Annotated in this window: 21 protein-coding genes and 1 pseudogene; 13 read left to right on the forward strand and 9 right to left on the reverse strand. The window is 73.7% G+C overall.

Annotated features, from left to right (window positions below; all coding sequences use genetic code 11):
- Positions 1 to 85: 85 nt before the first annotated feature.
- Positions 86 to 1,174: an alpha/beta hydrolase family protein gene (locus tag AMK19_RS27040; RefSeq protein ID WP_241844609.1), complete on the reverse strand. Its 1,089-nt coding sequence runs from the start codon at positions 1,172 to 1,174 to the stop codon at positions 86 to 88.
- A gap of 600 nt (positions 1,175 to 1,774) precedes the next feature.
- On the opposite strand from AMK19_RS27040, the pseudogene AMK19_RS27045 reads away from it, so the two are divergent.
- Positions 1,775 to 2,374 (forward strand): annotated as a pseudogene (locus AMK19_RS27045) (RNA ligase (ATP)); the annotation flags it as partial.
- Between the two features lie 130 nt (positions 2,375 to 2,504).
- Here the strand turns inward: AMK19_RS27045 and AMK19_RS38270 are convergent.
- Positions 2,505 to 2,765 (reverse strand): hypothetical protein, encoded by a 261-nt coding sequence (locus AMK19_RS38270; protein WP_143200418.1) that lies wholly within the window; start codon positions 2,763 to 2,765, stop codon positions 2,505 to 2,507.
- A 150-nt stretch (positions 2,766 to 2,915) separates the two neighbouring features.
- Between AMK19_RS38270 and AMK19_RS27055 the strand changes: the two genes are divergently transcribed.
- Together AMK19_RS27055 and AMK19_RS27060 are read left to right on the forward strand one after the other, a co-directional pair.
- Positions 2,916 to 3,257, forward strand: a complete 342-nt coding sequence (locus AMK19_RS27055) for a S26 family signal peptidase (protein ID WP_073816185.1) — start codon at positions 2,916 to 2,918, stop codon at positions 3,255 to 3,257.
- Positions 3,254 to 4,045, forward strand: coding sequence for a class I SAM-dependent methyltransferase (locus AMK19_RS27060; protein WP_073816187.1), 792 nt, complete (start codon positions 3,254 to 3,256; stop codon positions 4,043 to 4,045). The genes AMK19_RS27055 and AMK19_RS27060 overlap by 4 nt, the downstream gene beginning before the upstream one ends.
- Before the next feature lie 16 nt (positions 4,046 to 4,061).
- On the opposite strand, the gene AMK19_RS27065 is transcribed toward AMK19_RS27060, so the two are convergent.
- Positions 4,062 to 4,850, reverse strand: a complete 789-nt coding sequence (locus tag AMK19_RS27065; RefSeq protein ID WP_073816189.1) for a GNAT family N-acetyltransferase — start codon at positions 4,848 to 4,850, stop codon at positions 4,062 to 4,064.
- Between the two features lie 465 nt (positions 4,851 to 5,315).
- Between AMK19_RS27065 and AMK19_RS27070 the strand changes: the two genes are divergently transcribed.
- Positions 5,316 to 5,768 (forward strand): DUF6228 family protein, encoded by a 453-nt coding sequence (locus AMK19_RS27070; protein WP_073816190.1) that lies wholly within the window; start codon positions 5,316 to 5,318, stop codon positions 5,766 to 5,768.
- Between the two features lie 212 nt (positions 5,769 to 5,980).
- On the opposite strand, the gene AMK19_RS27075 is transcribed toward AMK19_RS27070, so the two are convergent.
- Entirely contained in the window at positions 5,981 to 7,195 is a 1,215-nt protein-coding gene (locus AMK19_RS27075) for an MFS transporter (protein WP_241844610.1), read from the reverse strand.
- 90 nt (positions 7,196 to 7,285) lie between these two features.
- Between AMK19_RS27075 and AMK19_RS27080 the strand changes: the two genes are divergently transcribed.
- The 3 genes from AMK19_RS27080 to AMK19_RS27090 all read left to right on the forward strand — a co-directional run bounded on the left by AMK19_RS27080 (position 7,286) and on the right by AMK19_RS27090 (position 10,374).
- Positions 7,286 to 8,047, forward strand: a complete 762-nt coding sequence (locus AMK19_RS27080) for a DeoR/GlpR family DNA-binding transcription regulator (protein WP_073816194.1) — start codon at positions 7,286 to 7,288, stop codon at positions 8,045 to 8,047.
- A gap of 70 nt (positions 8,048 to 8,117) precedes the next feature.
- Entirely contained in the window at positions 8,118 to 8,609 is a 492-nt protein-coding gene (locus AMK19_RS27085) for a YfbM family protein (RefSeq protein ID WP_073816195.1), read from the forward strand.
- 127 nt (positions 8,610 to 8,736) lie between these two features.
- Positions 8,737 to 10,374 carry an alkaline phosphatase D family protein gene (locus AMK19_RS27090; RefSeq protein ID WP_073816196.1) on the forward strand — a complete coding sequence of 546 codons (1,638 nt, stop codon included), beginning with the start codon at positions 8,737 to 8,739 and terminating at the stop codon, positions 10,372 to 10,374.
- 59 nt (positions 10,375 to 10,433) lie between these two features.
- On the opposite strand, the gene AMK19_RS27095 is transcribed toward AMK19_RS27090, so the two are convergent.
- The gene (locus AMK19_RS27095; RefSeq protein ID WP_083647399.1) at positions 10,434 to 11,084 is read right to left on the reverse strand and encodes a TetR/AcrR family transcriptional regulator; all 651 of its coding nucleotides are present in this window, start codon (positions 11,082 to 11,084) and stop codon (positions 10,434 to 10,436) included.
- Between the two features lie 167 nt (positions 11,085 to 11,251).
- Between AMK19_RS27095 and AMK19_RS27100 the strand changes: the two genes are divergently transcribed.
- Positions 11,252 to 11,704, forward strand: coding sequence for a PaaI family thioesterase (locus AMK19_RS27100; protein WP_073816199.1), 453 nt, complete (start codon positions 11,252 to 11,254; stop codon positions 11,702 to 11,704).
- Positions 11,705 to 11,817: 113 nt separating this feature from the next.
- Here the strand turns inward: AMK19_RS27100 and uppS are convergent, their stop codons facing one another.
- Complete coding sequence (gene uppS / locus AMK19_RS27105; protein ID WP_073816200.1) at positions 11,818 to 12,594, reverse strand: polyprenyl diphosphate synthase; 777 nt, start codon at positions 12,592 to 12,594, stop codon at positions 11,818 to 11,820.
- 92 nt (positions 12,595 to 12,686) lie between these two features.
- On the opposite strand from uppS, the gene AMK19_RS27110 reads away from it, so the two are divergent.
- Positions 12,687 to 13,715 (forward strand): methyltransferase domain-containing protein, encoded by a 1,029-nt coding sequence (locus AMK19_RS27110; RefSeq protein ID WP_073816202.1) that lies wholly within the window; start codon positions 12,687 to 12,689, stop codon positions 13,713 to 13,715.
- Between the two features lie 55 nt (positions 13,716 to 13,770).
- On the opposite strand, the gene AMK19_RS27115 is transcribed toward AMK19_RS27110, so the two are convergent.
- Positions 13,771 to 14,991, reverse strand: coding sequence for a serine hydrolase domain-containing protein (locus AMK19_RS27115; protein WP_073816204.1), 1,221 nt, complete (start codon positions 14,989 to 14,991; stop codon positions 13,771 to 13,773).
- A gap of 205 nt (positions 14,992 to 15,196) precedes the next feature.
- Between AMK19_RS27115 and AMK19_RS27120 the strand changes: the two genes are divergently transcribed.
- Positions 15,197 to 16,195: a hypothetical protein gene (locus AMK19_RS27120; RefSeq protein WP_073816206.1), complete on the forward strand. Its 999-nt coding sequence runs from the start codon at positions 15,197 to 15,199 to the stop codon at positions 16,193 to 16,195.
- 4 nt (positions 16,196 to 16,199) lie between these two features.
- Here the strand turns inward: AMK19_RS27120 and AMK19_RS27125 are convergent, their stop codons facing one another.
- A complete protein-coding gene (locus tag AMK19_RS27125) occupies positions 16,200 to 16,970 on the reverse strand; it encodes a methyltransferase domain-containing protein (protein WP_073816207.1) in 771 nt (256 codons plus the stop codon).
- 141 nt (positions 16,971 to 17,111) lie between these two features.
- Here AMK19_RS27125 and AMK19_RS27130 point away from each other — a divergent pair, with 141 nt between their 5' ends.
- From AMK19_RS27130 to AMK19_RS35515, 3 genes are all read left to right on the forward strand, one after another.
- Entirely contained in the window at positions 17,112 to 17,828 is a 717-nt protein-coding gene (locus AMK19_RS27130; protein ID WP_073816209.1) for a biliverdin-producing heme oxygenase, read from the forward strand.
- A gap of 69 nt (positions 17,829 to 17,897) precedes the next feature.
- Positions 17,898 to 18,197: a hypothetical protein gene (locus AMK19_RS36155; protein ID WP_083647400.1), complete on the forward strand. Its 300-nt coding sequence runs from the start codon at positions 17,898 to 17,900 to the stop codon at positions 18,195 to 18,197.
- 58 nt (positions 18,198 to 18,255) lie between these two features.
- Positions 18,256 to 18,513 (forward strand): hypothetical protein, encoded by a 258-nt coding sequence (locus AMK19_RS35515; protein WP_143200419.1) that lies wholly within the window; start codon positions 18,256 to 18,258, stop codon positions 18,511 to 18,513.
- A gap of 35 nt (positions 18,514 to 18,548) precedes the next feature.
- On the opposite strand, the gene AMK19_RS27140 is transcribed toward AMK19_RS35515, so the two are convergent.
- Positions 18,549 to 19,742 carry a hypothetical protein gene (locus AMK19_RS27140; protein WP_143200420.1) on the reverse strand — a complete coding sequence of 398 codons (1,194 nt, stop codon included), beginning with the start codon at positions 19,740 to 19,742 and terminating at the stop codon, positions 18,549 to 18,551.
- Positions 19,743 to 19,756: the final 14 nt, after the last annotated feature.

The following is a 19,756-nucleotide window of genomic DNA, read 5'->3' on the forward strand; positions in this document are numbered from 1 at the left end:
CATCACCGACTCCACCCCGTCGAATGCGGCCGCTCCCGCGACACCGCCCGCCGATCCGACCTCGCGGGCCGGTCCGGCGGGTTGGTCAGTGCGGGTGGCTGAACCAGCGCACGATGGCTGCTGTGGCGGCGACGTTGGTGCCGAGGTGGGTGGAACCGGCGAAGTCGGGGGTGCCGAGGTCGACGACTGCCGGGTTCACCCCGTGGGATCGGAGGGTGGCCTCGCAGTGGTCGGTGTTGGTGGAGGCCGCCTGCTCGTCCGTGTCGGCCACGTACAGGCGGACCGGGACGCGTGGGGTCCAGTCGCAGGTGCTGTCGGCCACCCGGAGGGCCTCGGCCAGGCGGCCGGTGGGGTGGCGGAGCATGTCGAAGCCGTGCGGGGTGAGCAGTGCGTCGAGGGTGTCGGGCGTGCCTGCGAAGAGTTGCGGGCCGGTGTGCGAACCGTCGAACAGCGCCTCGATCGTGTCGGCGTACGGCGGCCGGAAGACCTCGTCCGGGGCGTCGTACAGCTGGTGCAGCCGGTTCCAGGCGACGAGAAGGTACGCCGAGTACAGCACGCTCGACTTCGCGTCGAGAGAGCCGGCGAGCAGTGCCGGCAGCTCGGCGTGCTCGAAGTCGTAGGCGCCGCTGACCGGGGCGACGGCCCGGAGCCGGAACCACCGGTCGTCGCCGGCCTGGAGCGCCCGGGCGAGGCCCATCGCCGCCGAGGCGCCCTGGGAGAACCCGGTGACCAGTACGTCGTGGCCCAGTGCACGGCCCGTGGTCGAGACGAAGCTGCGGGCCGCCCGGAGCATGTCGAGGGAGGCGGTCGTCTCCGACGGCACGTCCATCCAGGGGTGGAGTCCCGGGCCGGCGCCCAGACCGAGATAGTCCGGGGCGACAGTGGCGAACCCGGCGGAGGCGTACGTGAGGGCGGGCGAGGACGCGAACCCGGCCTTGACCATGGAGGAGGGAGCGTCCGACCGGTAACTGGTCGTGCCGTGGGTGAACGACACCGTCCGCAGCTCGTGTTCGCCGCCGCGGGGCAGCACCAGCAGCCCGCTGGCGGTGATCGGCCGGCCGCCGGGGTCCACGGTTTCGTACACCAGCCGGTAGGCGTCCACGCCGAACCGGACCGTGCCCGGGTCGTATCCGACGGCGGCGAGTGCCGCGGCGACGTCCTCCTTCGTGGCCATGGTGGTCGTCCGCTGGGCGGACACCAACCGTCCACGATCGCTTCGGTGCACCGGCTCCGCCGATGCGGCTCCCGTCGTCACGGTCGCGGCGGCCAGGACGGCCAGAGCCGTCCCGACGTTCAGCCGACGAAGCACGGACCGTAACCTGCCTGCCTGGTAGGGGGGTTTCATGTCGCCGACGCTACGTTCGGTCGCCCTCGTGTCGCAGTCCGGCCAGCAGGCGTATCCGTCCTGGGGCTGTCCCTACCTCGGCACCGGATGCCAGCAGGGGGTTGGACGAAGGCCGGCCGTCCGCGGTCGTAGCCTGGGGGCGTGCGGAGAGCGAAGCCGGTGGTGCCTCTGCTGTCCGGGTTGCCGGGCTGCGGAAAGACCACGTATGCGCGGGAGTTGGAGCGGCGGGAGTTGCTGCGCCGACTGGCCGCGAGGGAGGCGCTGGGCGAGGGGTGCCGGTGTCGCCCGCCGCGTTGGCGTGGATCGCGGAGCACTCCGAGGAGCCGTGCGGTGAAGGGGGAGGAGCGGGTCGTGGGAGGGCGGCGGCGTGCGGCCCGATGTGCCGTGCGACGCCGGGGCGGCGCTCGACCGTGGGCTGGCCCTGGCCCTGAGCCGGTGGTGGTCACCGAGAAGCTGCACGGAAGCTGCTGCCTGCTCACCTTCCACGCCGACACCGGCGCGGTCCAGGTCTCGTCCAAGGGGCTCGGGGCGCAGGGGTTCGCGCTGAAGGAGGCCGGGGGGAACCTCTACTGGCGTGCCGTCCGGGCCTACGGCATACCGGAGTCGGCGGCCCGGCTCGCCGATCGGCTGGGGGCGAGCCGGATCGGGATCTTCGGGGAGGTGTTCGGGCAGGGCGTCCAGGACCTCGGGTACGGGGCGAGCAGCCGCACCGAGCAGCCGCCCGGGTATGCGGTGTTCGACGTGTCGGCGGTGATCGACGGTCAGCTGCACTGGCTGGACGCGGCCCAACTGCTGTCCGGTGAGCTGCCGTTGGTGCCCGAGCTGTGGCGTGGACCGTTCGACGCGGAACGCGTGCTGGAGCTCGCCGAGGGGCGCGAGACCGTCTCCGGGCGGCAACTGCACACCCGGGAGGGCGTGGTGGTCCGGCCGGCGGTCGAGCGCTGCAGCCCGGTCCTGGGCGGCCGGGCGATCGTCAAGGCGGTCGGCGGCGGGTACCTGACGCGCAAGGGCGGCACCGAGTACGAGTAGCAGGCCGGGCGGGGTGGCACGGGACGAGGCTTCAGCCCTGGAGCCGAAGCCCTGAACCTGAAGCCCTGAACCTGAAGTCCTGAACCTGAAGTCCTGGAGCTGAAGCCTCGTCCCGGTGGGCGCTGCCTGCTCAGCCGCAGTTCCCGCCGTTGATCGGGGTCGTGCCGGCCTGCCCGGCGGGCGCGTCCGTGCAGGGCTTCGAGACGTCGGGGAGCTTCTGGTCCATGCTGGCGGGGTTGCGCTGCCAGCGCTGCGGCTGGGCCGACTCGGAGGTCTGGGCCTTCGGGGCCGAGCCCGAGCCGGCGTCGGTGGCGTGGGTGGTGCCGCAGGCGGTCAAGGCCCCGGTGGCGGCGAACATGACGGCGGCGAGGACCAGGGCGGGACGCTTCACGGCGAACACTCCATAGAACAGTGGCTGGCCCCGGACGGGCCGTTCCCCGGCGCGCATTCTTCCGTGTGCGGCGCGCCGTCCGCCAGAGTTTCCGGACGGCAGTTCGAAATTGCGTGGCGCGGGCCGGGCGGGTGCTGTCACGCTCGGCGGATGGGAGTGTTGGGCGGTGTGGCGGCGAGAGTCGCGGGTGGGGCCACGGTCGAGTTCCGGCCGAGCGGTTCGTCGATGGTGCCGCTGATCCGCAGCAGGCAGTCGGTGGTCGTCGCGCCGGTGGACGCGTCGCTGCTGACGGTCGGTGACATCGTGCTCGCCCGGGTCGCCGGCACCGTCCACCTGCACCTGGTGTCCGCGCTCGACCCGGCCCGGCGGCGCGTGCAGATCAGCAACAACCGGGGCCGCGTCAACGGTTGGACGAGCCACGACCGGGTGTTCGGCATCTGCGTCTCGGTGGACGGCGTCCCCCGGCCCGGCGCGTCGGGGCGGACGAGGTGACCCGGCCCGGGGAGGAGAACGAGCGGGCGAGGCACCGTTCGTCGTTCGGCGCGGCCGCCCGGGCGTACGCCGCGCACCGGCCCGACTACGCGCCGGACGCCGTCCGATGGGCGCTCGAACTCGCCCCCGGCCGACGGGTGTTGGACCTCGGGGCCGGGACGGGCAAGCTCACCGGGTGCCTGCTCGCGGCGGGCGTCGAGGTGGTGGCCGTCGAACCCGACCCGGCGATGCTGGCCGAGCTGCGCCGGGAGCTGTCGGGGGTGCGGGCGGTGACGGGCAGCGCGGAGTCGATTCCCTTGCCGGACGGGGCAGTTGACGCGGTGGTGTCCGGCAACGCGATGCACTGGTTCGACATGGACGCGGCCGGTCCGGAGATCGCCAGGGTGCTCGCGCCCGGCGGCGTGCTGGCCGGGCTGTGGAACCTGTTCGACGACGGCGTCCCCTGGGTGGCCGGGCTCGCCGAGGTCGGCGGGAGCGAGGCGATCGGTCCGCGCGACGTGCCCGCGAGCTGGCGCGCCGCGACGGCCGCGATGCACCTGCCGCCGTCCGGCGGGCCCGCCCGGTTCGGTGCGGCCGGGCAGGCCGAATTCCCGCACGGGCAGCGCCGGACCGCCGAGTCGCTGGTGGCCACGCTCGGCACCAAGGCGGGCCTGCTGGTCATGCCGGAGCCCGAGCGGCAGGCGCGGTTGGCGCAGGCCCGGGACTACCTGGCGGGCCGGCCGGAGACGGCGGGCGGCGAGTTCGTGGTGCCGATGCTGACGGGAGTGCTGCGGGCGACGCGACTCTGAGGGCGCGTGCGGGCGGCTATGCGTGCAGGGGGACGGCGTACACCGGCTCCGGGCCGAAGGACGTGAAGCCGGCCTTGCGCAGGATCGGGCCGGAGGTGGTCGGGTTCGCCTTGACCAGGGCCATCGTCGCGCCGTGCGTCACCGCGTAGGACAGCCGGCCGCCGAGCACGGCGCGGTACACCCCGCGGCCGCGCCATGGCTGGGCTACCACGCCGCCGGAGAGGCGGGCGACGCCGTCGACGACCGCGACGCCGCCGGTGCCGACGGGCTCACCGTCCACGTAGGCGACGAGCAGGCCGCCGCGGCCGGCCGGGACGGTCTCCGCGTTCCGGGCCGCGACCGCCTCGATCCGTTCGGCGGGCGGGAGTTCGCCGCGGAAGCCGGCGGCCTCGATCGCGAGTCCGTCGCGGGCGGTCGTGGTGTCCGTGGCCCAGCGGAGGGCGACGTCCACCGTCGGCGGGCGGAGGGTCGGTCCGCCGTCACTCAAGTCGGCGGCGAGGATCTCCAGTTCGAGCTTCACCCGGCCGCCGCGCGCCGCCAGTTCGGCGCCCAGGCCCGGCGGGTCGCCGAGCAGCACCTGCCAGTCGAGCGCGGGCACCTCGAAGGCCCGGGCCCGGGCCACCACGGCGTCAACGACCCGAGGCAGCGGGCGAGCCGGGGTGAAGGACACGACGGAGAGGTCGAAGGCGACGTAGTCGGGCAGCCGGAGCATGGTGAACTCCGGATCGGCGACGACCTCGGCGTCGTCCGGCATCCACACCCAGGCCGCACCGGCGGCGGCGACATCAGCAACTGACAGGCTCATGCGGGGAGCGTACGGGGGGAGTGGCGGCGGGGCGGCGGCTGTTGCGTGATCATGACCGGACGGTGACACAACCCGGGGCGCGGCGGCACAACCCGGGGCGCGGCAGCGCGAGTCGGGTGCGGCGGCGCGGCGAGGTGGCCGGCGGGAGCGTTCGGCGTTCGACCGGCGACCGGCCCGGCAGGGGCATGCCGTACCGGTGATGTGGGGGCCGCCCGCCGGGGCGTGGGCCGTCACGGCCTTCCGACGTCCTCCCGTTACGGTCCGGGTGTGTGGCCTGGTCGCCGCTCGACGGGGAGTCCTCGCCGGACGGTACGCGCGCGGCACAGCGCCTGACGGCTCGTCGCGGATCGGACGCCTGCTGGGCTCGCCGTCACCGCTCGCGCGGGCGTGGGTCGGTAGCCTGCTCACCGGGCGGAACCTGGGCATCGCCGAGGCGGTCGCGCGGCTGGACGAGGTCTCGGGCACATGAGCGGGGTCGGCGAAGGAGTGGACGTGCAGGGCGTGGTGGCGGTGCGGTGCGCGGATTCGGCGGGCGTCGGGGTGCGGCTGGTGGACCGGGCGGGGCCGGAGGCGGGCGCGGTCCGGTTCGCGGTGGAGGTGTCGGCGTCCGGGCTGGCCGCGCGGCTGGACGGGGTGGTCGGCTGGGTGGGGGCGACCGACGGGCTCGCGGGGTTCCTGGCGGGACTGGCGGACGACTTCCGCGGCTGGGAGGGCGAGCGGGACTGGCGGACGCCGGACCGGGACCTGACGGTCCGCGCGGTGTTCCGTTCCGGCGGCCACGTCGGCCTGACCTGGGTGCTGCGCCCGTGGCGGACGGCGCAGCGCGGGTGGGAGGCGTCGGTGACGACGTGGCTGGAGGGCGGGGAGCAACTGGCCGCGCTGGCGGCGGACGTGGGGGAGTTCGTCGACCGGGGATAGGCTCGCGCCTCATGTCGGTCGATCCTGGATTCCGTCGAACCGGAGCCGACCGACCACCCGTTGGCGGTCGGGCAGCGCACCGGGATCTCGATGGAGCGGGTGCGGGAGATCGCGGGGGCGGTGCTGCACGCCGGGGCCTGAGGCGTTCTCGGGCCGGTGCCGGGAGGTGACCGGGGGTCGGTGGCGCTGGTCGGCCCGGGCGGTGCGGGTGGTCAGTGGCTGCTGCCGGCGGGTGCCGGAGCGGGTCGGTGGTCGGTGCCGGGGGTGGCGGTGGTGCGCAGGATGCCCGCGGTGGCGGCGGTGGCCGCGCACATCAGGGTGAGCAGCAGGAAGGCGTGGTTGAGGGCGGTGAGGCGGGTGAGCCAGCCGATGACGGCGGGGCCGGCGAGCATGCCGAGGTAGCCGAGTCCGGCGACGCGGGAGACGTTGGCCCCGGCAGCGGCGGGGTCGGCGTGGCCGGCGGCGCTGAACAGTTGGGGGACGCAGCCGGACAGGCCGAGGCCGAACAGCGCCCATCCGGCGAAGGCCGCCCACACCCAGGGGGTCAGCGCGACGAGGGTGATGCCGACGGCGGCGGTGAGCGCGCCGTGGCGCAGGACGGCCATGGAGCCGTGGCGGGTCACGATCCGGTCGGTGAGCAGGCGTCCGGTGGTCATCGCGGCGGCGTAGGTGCCGTAGGCGAACGCGGCGGTGCCGGCGGGCGCGCCGAGGACGTCCTTGAGATGCAGGGCGCTCCAGTCGTTGGCCGCGCCCTCGCACAGCATGACCAGCAGGGCCAGTACGGCGAGCACCCGGATCTGCCGGCGGGCGCCGCTCCCGGCGGCGGGCACCGGGGCCTCGGTCGCGGGCCCGTCCTCGCCGGAGGGCGCGGTGCCGGGCAGCAGGCTGCGCGCGGTCAGCAGCGCGACGGCGAGGCCCGCGGCGCCGAGGCCGGCGAGGGTGGCGGCCGGGCCCAGGCCGGCGGCGCCGGCCGCGGCGGCGGCCAGCGCGGCGATCACGCCGCCGACCGAGAAGGTGGCGTGGAAGCCGGACATGACGGGCCGTCCGTAGGCCTTCTCCACGTGGACGGCGTGAGCGTTCATGCTCACGTCCAGGCTGCCGTTGGCGAACCCGAAGACCACCAGTGCGCCGGCCAGCGTCCACGGGTTCGGCGCGAGGCCGGGCAGCACCAGCGACGCGGCGCACACGGCGCCCGAGGCGGGGACGACGGTGCGGGCGCCGAGGCGGTCGGTCAGCCGGCCGGCCACCCGCATGCCGGCGAACGCGCCGAGGCCGAGCAGCACCAGCAGGCCGCCGAGCGCGGCGTGGCCGATGCCGACCCGGGTCTCGACGGCGGGGATGTGCACCACCCAGGCGCCCATCAGGGTGCCGCACAGGACGAAATAGACGTAGGTCGCGACGCGGGCGGCCTGGAGCGAGTGTTTCATGCCACCGACCATAATGAACATTCTCCGTGTTCGAAAGCTCATAGATCGAACAGCTTGCCTGTGCGTTGCGGGGTGCGGTTCAATCTCGGTATGAACACCGCGGAGCGCCACACCCTGATCGCCCAGGCCGTCCGGGACGCGGGCAGCGCCACCGTCCTCGAACTCGCCGAGCTGACCGGCGCGTCCGAGATGACCGTCCGGCGCGACCTCGACGCGCTCGCCGCCCAGGGAGCCCTGGAACGCTTTCGCGGCGGGGCGCGCACCCTGCTGCTGCGCGGCGAGGAACCGCCGTTCGCGCTGCGCGCCCGCGAGGCCGTCGACGCCAAGCGCCGCATCGCCGCCGCGGTCTGCGCTCTCGTCGCCGACGGCGAGACCGTGCTCCTCGACAGCGGCACCACCTGCGTGGAGGTCGCCCGCCTGCTGCGCGAACGCCCCGTCACCGTGATGCCGCTGTCGCTGCCGGCCGTCCACGTCTTCGGCGACACTCCCGGACCGGCCACCCTGCTCGTTCCCGGCGGGCAGCCGCGCGCCACCGAAGGCGCGCTGACCGGCCCCCTCGCCCTCGCCTCGATCTCCGCCCTGCGCTTCGACACCGTCGTCCTCGGCTGCTGCGGCCTCAGCGCCGCCGACGGGCTGACCGCCTACGACCTCGACGACGCCACCGTGAAGAAGGCTGCCATGGCCGCCGCCCGCCGGACGATCGTGGCCGCCGACAGCGGCAAGCTCGGCCGTACCGCCTTCGCCCACGTCGCTCCCGCCGGACTCCTGCACACCGTCGTCACCGACGCCGCCGCCCCCGCCGACGAGATCGCCGCACTCGAAGCGGCGGGCGCGACCGTCGCCCGCGTCTGAGCCCGCTGTCGGGTCGACGGGATGTCAGTGCCGGGTGCTTGGGTCTGCGGGACGGAGAGGAGGCGCCGGGATGGCGTGTCGAGGTGTGCTGTTCGCGTTGACGGAGGCCGAGCGGGCGCGGTTGCTGGCGTGCGGCGGGGACGAGGGCGTGCTGGCGCTGGTGGGGGAGGTGGAGGAGGCCTGGGACGAGCCGTGGGTGTGCGAGGTGGACAAGGCGTGGGACGCGCTGCACCGGTGTCTGACGGACGGGCGGCTGGAGTTCGGGAACGGGGAGTTCCCGCTGTCGCACGTCATTCTGGGCGGGCGGCCGCTGTACGACGGCGAGGACTACGTGGTCTGCTACGTGGACCCGGGCGAGGTGCGGGCGGTGGCGGCGGCGCTGGAGCAGGTCGACGAGGGACGACTGCGGAAGCGGTACGCGGAGCTGGATTTCGAGGACTACGAGGGGGCCCGGGGCGAGGAGGACCTCGGGTACACGGTGGGCTTCCTGCCGGAGCTTCAGGAGTTCTACCGGCGCGCGGCCGAGGACGGGCGGGCCGTGGTGTTCACCGTCGACCAGTGAATCAGCGGCCTTCACGATTTTGCCATCAGATGATCATTCGTTTGCCGGGGCAATGACCACGGGCGGACCACCTGAACGGATCGGATGTGCTTCGCACACCGGCCATTCAGCGAAAGGCGCCCGTCCGATGAGCAGCAGTGCCCACCGTCCCACGCCCGACCAGCAGTTGCGTGCCGCCGCGGCCCGGCTCGACCGGCGGCGGTTCCTGACCGTCACCTCGGCCGCCGCCGCGCTCGCGTTCGGCGTCAACCTGCCGAGCGCGCACGCGGAGGCGAACGAACTCGCGCCGCGCACCCTCACCGAGAACCCGTTCACCCTCGGCGTCGCCTCCGGTGACCCGCTGCCGGACGCGGTGGTGCTGTGGACCCGGCTCGCGCCGCGCCCGCTGGAGCCGGGCGTCGGACTGCCGCCGGCCGGGAACATCCGGGTCGGCTGGGAGGTCGCCCGGGACGAGCGGTTCCGCCGCGTCGAGCGGCGCGGCACCGCGCGGGCGCACGCCGAGTTCAACTGGTCGGTGCACGTGGACGTGGACGGACTGGAGGCGGGCCGCGCCTACTGGTACCGGTTCACCGTCGGCCAGTGGAGCAGCCCCGTCGCCCGCACCCGCACCGCGCCCTCGCACGGCCGCAAGCTGGACAGTACGAAGATCGGGCTGGTGTCCTGCCAGGCGTACGAGGACGGCTACTTCACCGCCTACCGCCACCTCGCCGACGAGGACCTGGACGCGGTGTTCCACGTCGGCGACTACATCTACGAGTACGGCATCGACTCCGTCGGCGGCGACCGCCGGTACACCGACCGCGTGCTGCCCGCCGCGCTCGGCCACGAGACCACCACGCTGGAGGACTACCGGCTGCGGTACTCGCTGTACAAGACCGACCCCGACCTGCAGGCCGCGCACGCCGCCCACCCCTGGTACGTCACCTGGGACGACCACGAGGTCGAGAACAACTACGCCAACGGCATCCCCGAGAAGAACCAGGACCCGGCGCCGTTCGTCGCCCGCCGGGCCGCCGCCTACCGCGCCTACTGGGAGAACCAGCCGCTGCGGATGCCGAAGCCCAACGGCACCGAGCTGACCCTCTACCGCCGGTTCCAGTACGGGCAGTTGGCGCAGTTCGACATCCTCGACACCCGCCAGTACCGCGACGACCAGGCCAACGGCGACGGCTGGCAGTACCCCACCCCCGAGTCCGCGGACCCGAAGCGCACCCTGATGGGCGCCACCCAGGAACGCTGGTTCGCCGACGGCCTGCGCCGCTCCAAGGCGGTGTGGAACGTGGTGCCGCAGCAGGTGGTGTTCTCCCGCCGCAAGAACACCACCGCCGCCAGCTCCAAGCTGTCGATGGACGCCTGGGACGGCTACCCGGCCGCCCGCGAGCGCTTCCTGACCGCCGTCGAGCAGGCCGGCGTCAAGAACCTGGTGCTGCTCACCGGCGACGTCCACGTCGCCTACGCGCTCGACGTCAAGCGCGACTTCGACGACCCGAACTCCCGTACTGTCGGCGTCGAGTTCGTCGGGACCTCGATCAGCAGCGACGGCGACGGCGAGGCCCACCCGTCCAACTGGGCCACCCTGACCGCCGCCAACCCGCACATGAAGTTCTACGACGGGCGGCGCGGCTACACCGTGGTCACCCTCGACCGGCACCACGCCCGCGCCGACTACCGCGCCGTCAGCCACATCACCCGCCCCGACGGCACGCTGCTCACCGCCGCCTCCTTCGTCACCGAAGCCGGCAACCCGGGCGTCAAGCCCGCCTGATCCCTGCACCCCTGACGGCCCGTCGGACGCCCCCAGCGGCGCCGGCGGGTCCGTCGGGTTCAGGGCGCGGTGTGCGGGAAGCGGTGGAGGAAGGTTTCGGCGAGGAACCGGGCCATCGCGGTGAGGCGTTCGGGCGGGTAGTGGTCGGGGTCGCCGAGGACGAGTCGGCCGCCCTCCTCGAGTGCCGCCAGCAGAACGCGGATCAGCAGCTCGATGTCGAGGTCGGCGGCGTCGGGGGAGTCGCGGAGGAACCAGCGGATCGCCTGGGCGAACTGCTCCCGGACCAGCGCGTCGCTGCGCTCCTTGTACCGGCGCACGGCGGGCGGTGAACCGTCCACCGGGAGCAGGATCGCGCGCCAGCGGCTCGGGGCGCCGACCACCGCGTCGTAGTAGCCGCGGGCGACGCCGGTGAAGACCTCGACCGGGTCCGCTCCGTTCAGGTCGTCCGGCAGGGTGGCCGCCATCTGGGCCCGGGCCCGCCGGCCCTCGCGTTCGAGCAGGGCGCGCAGCAGGTGGTCCGCGTCGGTGAACTGCCCGTAGACCACGGGCCGGGTGACCTGGGCGGCCCTGGCGACGGCATCCACCGAGACGGCTGCCACGCCGTCGCGGTTGATGATCTCCAGTGCCGTGTCCAGGAGTTGCTCCCGCCGTTCGGCGGGGGCCATCCGCGGGGCGTACGGGCGCTTCGCGGGTGTGCGGGGGCGAGCCATGGCACCAGCCTATCGTGCCGCCTTGTGAAAGCTACACAACTGTAGCTACAGTCCTGAAGCAATTGCCCCGCGGCTTTCGGGGCATCCTGGCGGCCCGTCGGGAGGACCGGCGCGCACGAGCCCTCCGAGACCCGCCGGCCGCACCCGCCCCTGCCGAAAGGAACGCCATGACAGGCCAGACGCTCCCGTTCAACCCGCCCCAGGACCTCGTCGACCGCCTCGCCGGCCCCGGTGCCGACCCCGACCTCATCCCGCTCGGCCACCTCGCCGAACGGCTCGGCATCCGCATCCTCGAAGCCACCCCGGACCGGGTCGTGGGCGTCATGCCGGTCGAGGGCAACGAGCAGCCGTACGGCCTGCTGCACGGCGGCGCCTCGGCGGCACTCGCGGAGTCCCTCGGTTCGATCGGCGCAGCCCTCCACGCCGGGCCCGGCCGGTACGCGGTCGGCGTCGACCTCAACGCCACCCACCACCGGCCGGCCACCTCCGGCCACGTCACCGGCGTCGCGACCGCCGTCTTCCGGGGCCGGACCGCAGCCACCTACGAGATCGCCATCAGCGACGAGACCGGGAAGCGCATCAGCAGCTGCCGCCTGACCTGCATGCTGCGCGACGCCTGATCCCTGGAGTCAGCGGGCAGGTCGGCGCAGGTCGGCGCGGCTCGGCCGGCGGCACCCGGCGGCGGCCCGCCCGGAGCCGGAGGCGTTCGCGGTCAGGCCGAGGGCGTTCGCGGTCAGGCGCCGTAGCGGCGGCGGCGGACCGCGTAGGCGCGGACCGCGCGCAGGAAGTCCAGCTCGCGGAAGGCCGGCCAGTAGGCCTCGCAGAAGTACAGCTCCGCGTAGGCGCTCTGCCAGAGCAGGAAGTTGGACATCCGCTGCTCGCCGCTGGTGCGGATCACCAGGTCCGGGTCCGGCCGGCCCGCGGTGTACAGGTGGCGGGCGACGGACTCGGCGGTCAGCGCGTCCGCGATCTCCCGGACCGAGCGGCCGGCGTCCGCCTGCTCGTGCAGCAAGTCCCGTACCGCGTCCACGAGTTCCTGCCGACCGCCGTAGCCGACCGCGAGGGTCAGCTGGGCGCCCGTCGGGCAGTCCGCGGTTGCCTCCGCCGCGTGCTTCAGGGCGCGGGCCGTGGAGTCCGGCAGGGTGTCCAGGTCGCCCGCCAGGTGCACCTGCCAGCGCGGGCGGGGGACGGTCAGGTGGGCGGTCAGGACCTCCTCGATCACCCGCATCAGGTAGCCGATCTCGTCGTCCCCGCGCCGCTGCAGGTTCTCCGCCGAGCACACGAACACCGTCACGTGCCGCACCCCCAGCGCCTCGCACCAGCCCAGCACCGAGCCCACGTGCTGCGCGCCGAAGCGGTGGCCGAGACGGGTGTCCGCCAGGCCGCGTTCGCGGGCCCAGCGGCGGTTGCCGTCCATGATCAGGCCGATGTGGCGGGGCAGTTCGGCGCCGGCCAGGCGGCGGCGCAGGCGGCGGGTGTACAGCGCGTACAGCGGTGCGGCGAGGCGCATGTGACGGCCCTTCGACGGTCGGTGGGCGGCGGTGCATACTGGAACATGAATAGCACGCACCGCGTGTTATCGGGAACCGGAACGGGAGCCAGGTGCGCACCAACGACGCCCAGATGCTGGTGCTGAACGCACTCGCCGACGGCCCGCTGCACGGGTACGCCGTCAACACCGCCATCGAGCGGACCACCGGCGCCCGGCTCGGCCGCGGCAGCCTCTCCAGCGCCCTCGCCCGGCTGCGCGACAAAGGCCTGATCGCCTACCTGGACGGCGACGGCCGACGCCGCCCGATCCGGCTCACCGACGACGGACGGGCCACGCTGACACGGGAGTTGGGCGCCCTCGCCGAGGTCGCCGAACGGCTCTTCGAGACCGTCGTCCCCGACCGGATCGCCTACCAGGAACGGCTTGCCGCCACCGACCAGGTCCGCGCCTACAAGCAGACCCTGCTGGACGCCCTGGACGCCCGCCCCGGACAGCTCGTGCTCGACTGGGGCTGCGGCCCCGGCACCGACCTGGACGCCCTGGCCCGCGCCGTCACCGCCCGCGGCCGCGTCCTCGGCATCGACCACGACCCGGCGATGGTCCGGCAGGCCGCCGCGACCACGCCGGCCCGGGTGCTGCACGCCGACGTGCACGCCCTGCCGCTCGCCGCCGGCAGCGCGGACCGGATCCGCACCGACCGGCTGCTGCAGCACCTCGCCGACGTCCCCCGGGCCCTCGCCGAGGCCCACCGGGTGCTGCGCCCCGGCGGCCGGCTGGCCGCCGCCGAACCCGACTGGGACACCCTGGCCGTCGACCACCCCGACCTCGGCATCGCCCGCGCCTGGACCAGACACCTCGCCGACCGGATCGTCCGCAACCCGGTGATCGGGCGCCAACTGCCGCGCCTCCTCGGGGAGTCGGGCTTCGAGGTGCGCGCGGTCGCGCCCGTCACCTCGGTGTACCGCGAGGTGCGGGCCGCCGACCAGCTGCTCGGGCTCCGGCGCAACACCGAACGGGCGGTCGCCGCAGGGTACTTGACGGCCGCACAGGCCGAGGAGTTCCTCGACCACCTCGCGCGCGGGCCGTTCCTGGCCACCGTCACCCTGCACGTGGTGACGGCCGAGAAGCCCCGGCAGTGAGAGGAGACGGCCCCGCTCGGACGGGGAGCGGGGCAGCCTCGGTGCCGCTGCCGGGTCAGGAGGTGGGCTTCGGACCGCAGAAGGTCCGGTCGATCAGGCCGATGACCGCCGGGTTCAGCTCGGCGCCCTTCTGCGGGTCGTACGGGTTCGCCGAGATCGCGATCTGGCGGGTGCCGGAGCGGTCGCCGAACAGGTACGTGACGTAGCCGTGGATCCCGCCCGGGTGGCCCCAGACGTCGCCGCAGGACAGCCGCAGCTGCATCAGGCCCAGGCCGTAACGGGTCGGCGGCTGTTCGTCCGCCGCCACCGTGGTCGTCATCTCGGCGAGCTGCGCCGGGGGCAGCAGCCGGCCGCCGAGCAGCGCCGCGTCGAAGCGGGCCAGGTCGTCCGTGGTGGAGATCAACTCGCCGGCCGCGCCCGCCATCGACGGGTTCAGCTCGGTGATGTCGGCCGGGCCGTCCGGCAGCGGCAGGTAGCCGTGGCTGTGCGGCCCCGGGACGGTGGTCGAGGTGCCCGGCAGGAAGGTGTGGCGCAGGCCCAGCGGCTGGAGGACGCGGTGGTCGACCTCCGTGCGCCAGTCGTTGCCGGTGACCTGACGCACCAGTTCGCCCAGCACCAGGTAGTCGGTGTTCGAGTAGTGCCAGCCGCCGCCCGGGGCGAAATACGGCTCGTGCGAGACGCCGACGGCGATCAGGTCACGGGGCGCGAGGGTCTTCCACCGGTCCACGGCGAGCAGTCGGCGCAGCGCGTCGTCCGACTCGTAGGCGAACCGCGGGTCCTCCAGGAAGTCGAACAGCCCGGCGGTGTGGTTCATCACCTGACGGACCGTGATGGTGCCGCCGTTCGGGACCAGGCCCGGCAGGTGCCGCTCGATCGGGTCGTCGAGGCCGAGGCGGTGCTCCGCCACGAGCTGGAGCACCACGGTGGCGACGAAGGTCTTGGTGATGCTGCCAGCCCGGAACTCCCCGTCCACCGGGGCGGGTTGACGGGTGGCCAGGTTCGCGACGCCGGACGTGCCGCGCCACACCGCCCGCCCGTGGTCGCGCACCTCGGCGATCGCGCCGGTGGCGCCCGCGCGGTCGGTCAGCGCGTCCAGGCCCTGCTGGAGGACGGACCGCTGCGGCACCGGCACGGAACCGGGCGCCCCGGGCGTGGCGGTCGGCGTGGTGGTGGCCTGCGCGGTGGTGGCCGCTCCGGCCGCGGGCGCGAGGGCGAACACCGACGCACCTGCCAGCACGGACGCGGCCAGCCGCAGTGCGGATCGGTAACTCTTCACACGATTCTCCTTCGACAAACGCTCTGACGTTCGGACAGGGGTTCGTCGCAGGTCAGCTTCACGGCTGCGCCGTCCGCGCGGCATCCGTCGTCGGGAGGAGGAGCCGGTGCGGAAGATCGTTCTGCGGGCGGAAGATGACGCTCCGGCACCCCGTCGATCGGCGGGGAGCGCGGCGCTGTCGGAGGCGCGCGCTAACGTCCCCGCCATGAGCGACCTTTCGCAGCAGCGTCCCGTCGTCACGCGCATGGTGGACGGCGAGATCTGCGCCTACCGGCCCGACACCGCCGCCCCGGGCTCGGGCGCGGGTGCGGGTGCGGGCACAGACGCGGGCGCGGGCTCGGTCGAGCTGGCGCCCGTCGCCGTGTTCCGGCCGGTCGCCGGCGACGAGCCGGTGAGCCGCGCGGTGCCCGCCGACCTCGCCCGGGCGTACTACGCGACCTCGGACGCCGTGGTGTGCGTGGACCCCGCCGGCGAGCAGCTGTGGCGCTACGCGTTCGAGCCGGCGCAGGGCGGGGCGTGGAACCACACGCCCAACTGCGTTGTGGCACCGGACGGTCGGACCGTCTGGGTCTACCGACCGGACGCGATGGCCGGGCGGGCCGACGCCGACCGGTGGGCGGTGCTGGACGCCGAGACCGGTGCGCTGCTCGGCCGGGCCGACCTGGAGACCGCCGGCCACGGCGGCGAGCAGTGGGTGGACGCGGGCGGCGGCGCGATGCTGCTAGACGTCGGCGAGGGCCAGGACGGCACCACCGTCCACCGGGGCACGCTGACCGAGGACGGCCTGCGGGTGGAGCGCCTGCCCTGGGACGACCGGTGCCCGATCGGCCTGTCGCCCGACGGCCGCCACCTGCTGACCGTCGACCACGGGCAGGACGACGCGACCGTGCTGGCGCTGGCCGACGGCGAGGTCCGACTCACCGTCGTCCTCGGCGACTTCGGCCCGGACGCCGAGAAGCGGGAGGCCGTGGTGGAGTGGAGCGGCGGCTACCTCGACGCGGACACCCTGCTGCTGGTCCTGGTCGGCGAGACCGAGGAAGAGGAGGAGTGGTTCCGGACGTACCGGGTCGACGCCCACGACGGCCGGGTCCTCGGCGAGTTCGCCACCCACGGTGAGCACCCCTACGACCTGGAGCCGCTCGGCGACGGCAGCTGGCTCACCACCGGCCCCGCCGGCCACCCCGTGCGGTGGTTCGCGCGCTGACGCTTCAGGCGGCGGGCTTGCGGGCCTCGATCAGGGTGCGGGACATGGTGGAGACGAACACGCCCTCCCGGCCGATCAGTTCGTGCAGTTCGCGCAGGCGCTCGCGGTAGCGGTCCACCGAGAAGTCCGGCACCGTCCAGATCACCTTGCGCAGGAACCACGCCACCGCGCCGACGTCGAAGAACTCCAGCCGCAGCCGCTCGTTGCGGCACTGCACCACCTCCAGCCCCGCCGCCCGCGCCTGCGCCGCCTCCACCTCGTGCTCGCGGGTGTCGGCCGGCTCGAACGGGCCGAGGAAGAACGCGCTCAGCTCGACGTTGGTCCGCCCGCCGACGTGCTGCGCGACGTAGCTGCCGCCCGGCGCCAGCACCCGGGCGATCTCCGCCCAGTGCACGACCGCCGGGTGACGGCTCGTCACCAAGTCGAACGCGCCGTCCGCGAACGGCAGCGGGGCGTCCTCCGGGACGGCCGCCAGCACCGCGCCGAGCGGGTGCAGCAGGCGGGTCGCCCGGGCCGCGTTCGGCGGCCAGCCCTCAGTGGCGACCATGGTGGGTGGGAAGCCCGCCGCGCGGGCGGCCGCGCCCGCGAGCACCTCGCCGCCGCCGGTCTGCACGTCCAGCGCGGCCGACGCCCCCGACAGCCGCTCGCCCAGCAGCCGCCGGTACCCCCAGGAGGGGCGCTGCTCGGTGGCCCGGCCGTCCAGCCAGGAGAAGTCCCAGCCGTCGACCGGGGCGGTCTCGGCCTCGGCGAGAAGCTCGTCGAATGAACTGTTCATGCCGAGCATCCAAGCAGGTGGGGCGTTGGCGGGCGAACGAATTGACGGTGTGCGGGGTTTCCGACGCGGCGTCGGCAAGAGGTTTGACTAAGGCAAGCCTTACCTAAATAATCGGGGTACTCGATCTCTGGAGGCCCCACCATGTCCGTCCACGCCCCCGTCACCGCCCCGTTCTCCGTCCAGCTGCGCACCGCCAGCGCCGAGGAACACCAGGCGGCCGAACAGTCCTCCTTCATGAGCGACCTGCTCGGCGGGCGGCTCGGCATCCAGGCCTACACCGACCTCACCGCCCAACTCCGGTACGTCTACCGCGCCCTCGAAGCCCACCTCGACACCCTCGCCCGGCACCCCGTCACCGGACCGCTCACCGATCGCGCCCTGCTGCGCACCGCCGCCATCGAACGCGACCTCGACCACCTGGCCGGCCCGGACTGGCGCGACACCCTCACCCCGCTGCCCGCCACCGCCGCCTGCGCCGAACGCATCCACACCCTCGCCACCGACTGGCCGGCCGGCTACCTCGCCCACCACTACACCCGCTACCTCGGCGACCTGTCCGGCGGCCAGATCATCCGCGGCGTCGCCGAACGCACCTTCGGCCTGGCCCGGAAGGGCGACGGCGTCCGGTTCTACGTCTTCGAGGAGATCGACAACCCCGCCGCGTTCAAGCGCGACTACCGCGCCAAGCTGGACGCCGCGGGCGAACTGCTGGACGAGGCGGAGCGGGAGCGCGTCGCCGCCGAGTGCAAGGCGGCCTTCGGCCTCAACGGCGCGATATTCGCCGAACTCGCCGAACGCCACCCGGCGGGCCTGAGCCACCTGGCGGGCCTGAGCCACCCGGCGGGCCGCCAGGCCTGACCGCTGCCTGCTGCCCGCGGGCCGGGACGGGGTGACGCGGCAGCCGTTCGCTCGGGCATCATCGACGCCATGAGCGACACGCACCCCGACCGGCTCGCCCGCCTGTGGCAGGACTTCCTCACCCTGCCCTTCCCGCGCAGCTGCTACCGGCAGCCCCCGGTCGGCGACGACCTCGTCCTGCTCGACAGCCACCTCGCCGGCTGCGTGTCCTCCGCCCTCACCGGCCCCCTCGACCACCGCCGCCGCGAAGCCCTCCGCCACGGCATCGCCACCCTCCACCGCATCCTCCCCGCCCTCGCGGACGACGCGGAGGCGAGCGAGTACTTCACCCGCCTCCGGGAGCTGGCGATGCTGGCCGCCGAACGCTAGAGCGTCTGGGCGCGGCGGTGACGCCACAACGAGTGCCGTCGCAGGACGTCCATCTGCCATGCTTCGTCCCGGCATCGCGGGACGGTCCGACGACACTTCCGGTCGTGGAGGCGTCCGTCGCTGCGGCGGTGCGTTCGACCCGGCCGGTCTTCGCGCCGAGGCTCTCGACGGCCTGCCGCCGGTTCCGGTAGTCGCCGGGACGGAGCGCGAAGCGCAGGTGCTGCCCGGTGGCGTGCAGCCAGAAGTCGACGGCGTCCCAGGCCCCGTGCCCGAGGCTGCGCAGGCCGGCCTGGTGACCTTTGACAGGCAGTTCTGACCGTTTGCCACATGACCTTGACCGGTGACGGGCCGTCAACGGTCCTGGGCGGTTGGTTCGGCTGCCTCGGCGCGCATCCGTAGGAGGTGGTCGATGATGGAGAGACTGCCCGTGCCGGGGCTGTTCATGTTCTTGATGCCGGATTCGATCTCGGCGAGGACGGCCTGTCCGCGTTCGTCATCACGTAGGGCGAGTCCGGCGGCGGCGTTCAGACGGGCGTCGAAGTACGGGTCTGCCAGGTGCGTGGCGAAGAGTGTGCGCAGCTCCGGAGTGTCGACGGTGGACATGAGGAGTTTGCTGAGCGCGTTCGCCCGGGTCGTGGGCACAGGATCGTCGGCCAGGTGCACGAGGGCGGCGAGGGCTTCCTGGTGTTGCGCGGTGTTGGTGTGGATGATCGTGGAGACGCTCGCCCGGACCCTGGGGTGGGCGTGGTAGGCGTGCTCCAGGACCACCGCGACCGTGTCGCCCGCGTTGTTGTAGGAGGCGAAGGCGCCGATGGCGAGGGCGAGCGCGCGTGGGTCCTGCTCGCTGTGGAGCAGCGGGCGCAGGAAGTCCTCGGCCTCGCGTTCGAAGGGGAGTTCGGCGTCGTCCGGCAGCGGGAGGAGGCTGAACGCGATCGCCAGTTGGTCCATCGTGTCGATGCCGAAGCGCCTGCGGTCGAGATCGGAGGCGTCCTGGGCCGCTTCCAGGGCCCAGTCGAAGGTCTCCTGGTCGATCCGGCGCCCCAGTTCGCAGGCCGAGGCGAACCAGTCGTCATGGTCACGGTCGGCATGCACCAGGGCACGGACCATCAGTTCGTCCGGCGAGTGACGGACACCGAGAGTGGCTTCCAGAGTGGTGATGATCGCCCAGTGCGCGGGTGGCGGCTCGTTCCCGGCTCCTACCCCGGACGCGAGCGCGTCCTGCGCGACACGCAGCGCGCGCCGGTGCGGGCTGTCGCCGCTCAACGGGTTGTCGCTGTGGGACAGCAGGGCATTCAGCACCCCGTACCGGCCGTTCTCGGCGGCCCAGGTCACGGGGTCCACGCCGTCGTCCCAGGGGCGGGTCACATCCATGCCCCAGACGGCCAAGTGGTCGACGATCCTCTCACGTCCGGCCCTCGCGGCCGCGGCCAGCAAGGTCACGGCATCATCGGCGGCCAGATCGTCCGCAGTAGCGCCATAAAGGAGTTCGAGCGCCGCGTCATCGTCTCTGCGTTCGACAGCGGCCAACAGTGCGGGCAGGTCCATCGGCCGATTGTGCC

Source organism: Kitasatospora sp. CB01950, from assembly GCF_001905465.1.
GTDB lineage: Bacteria > Actinomycetota > Actinomycetes > Streptomycetales > Streptomycetaceae > Kitasatospora.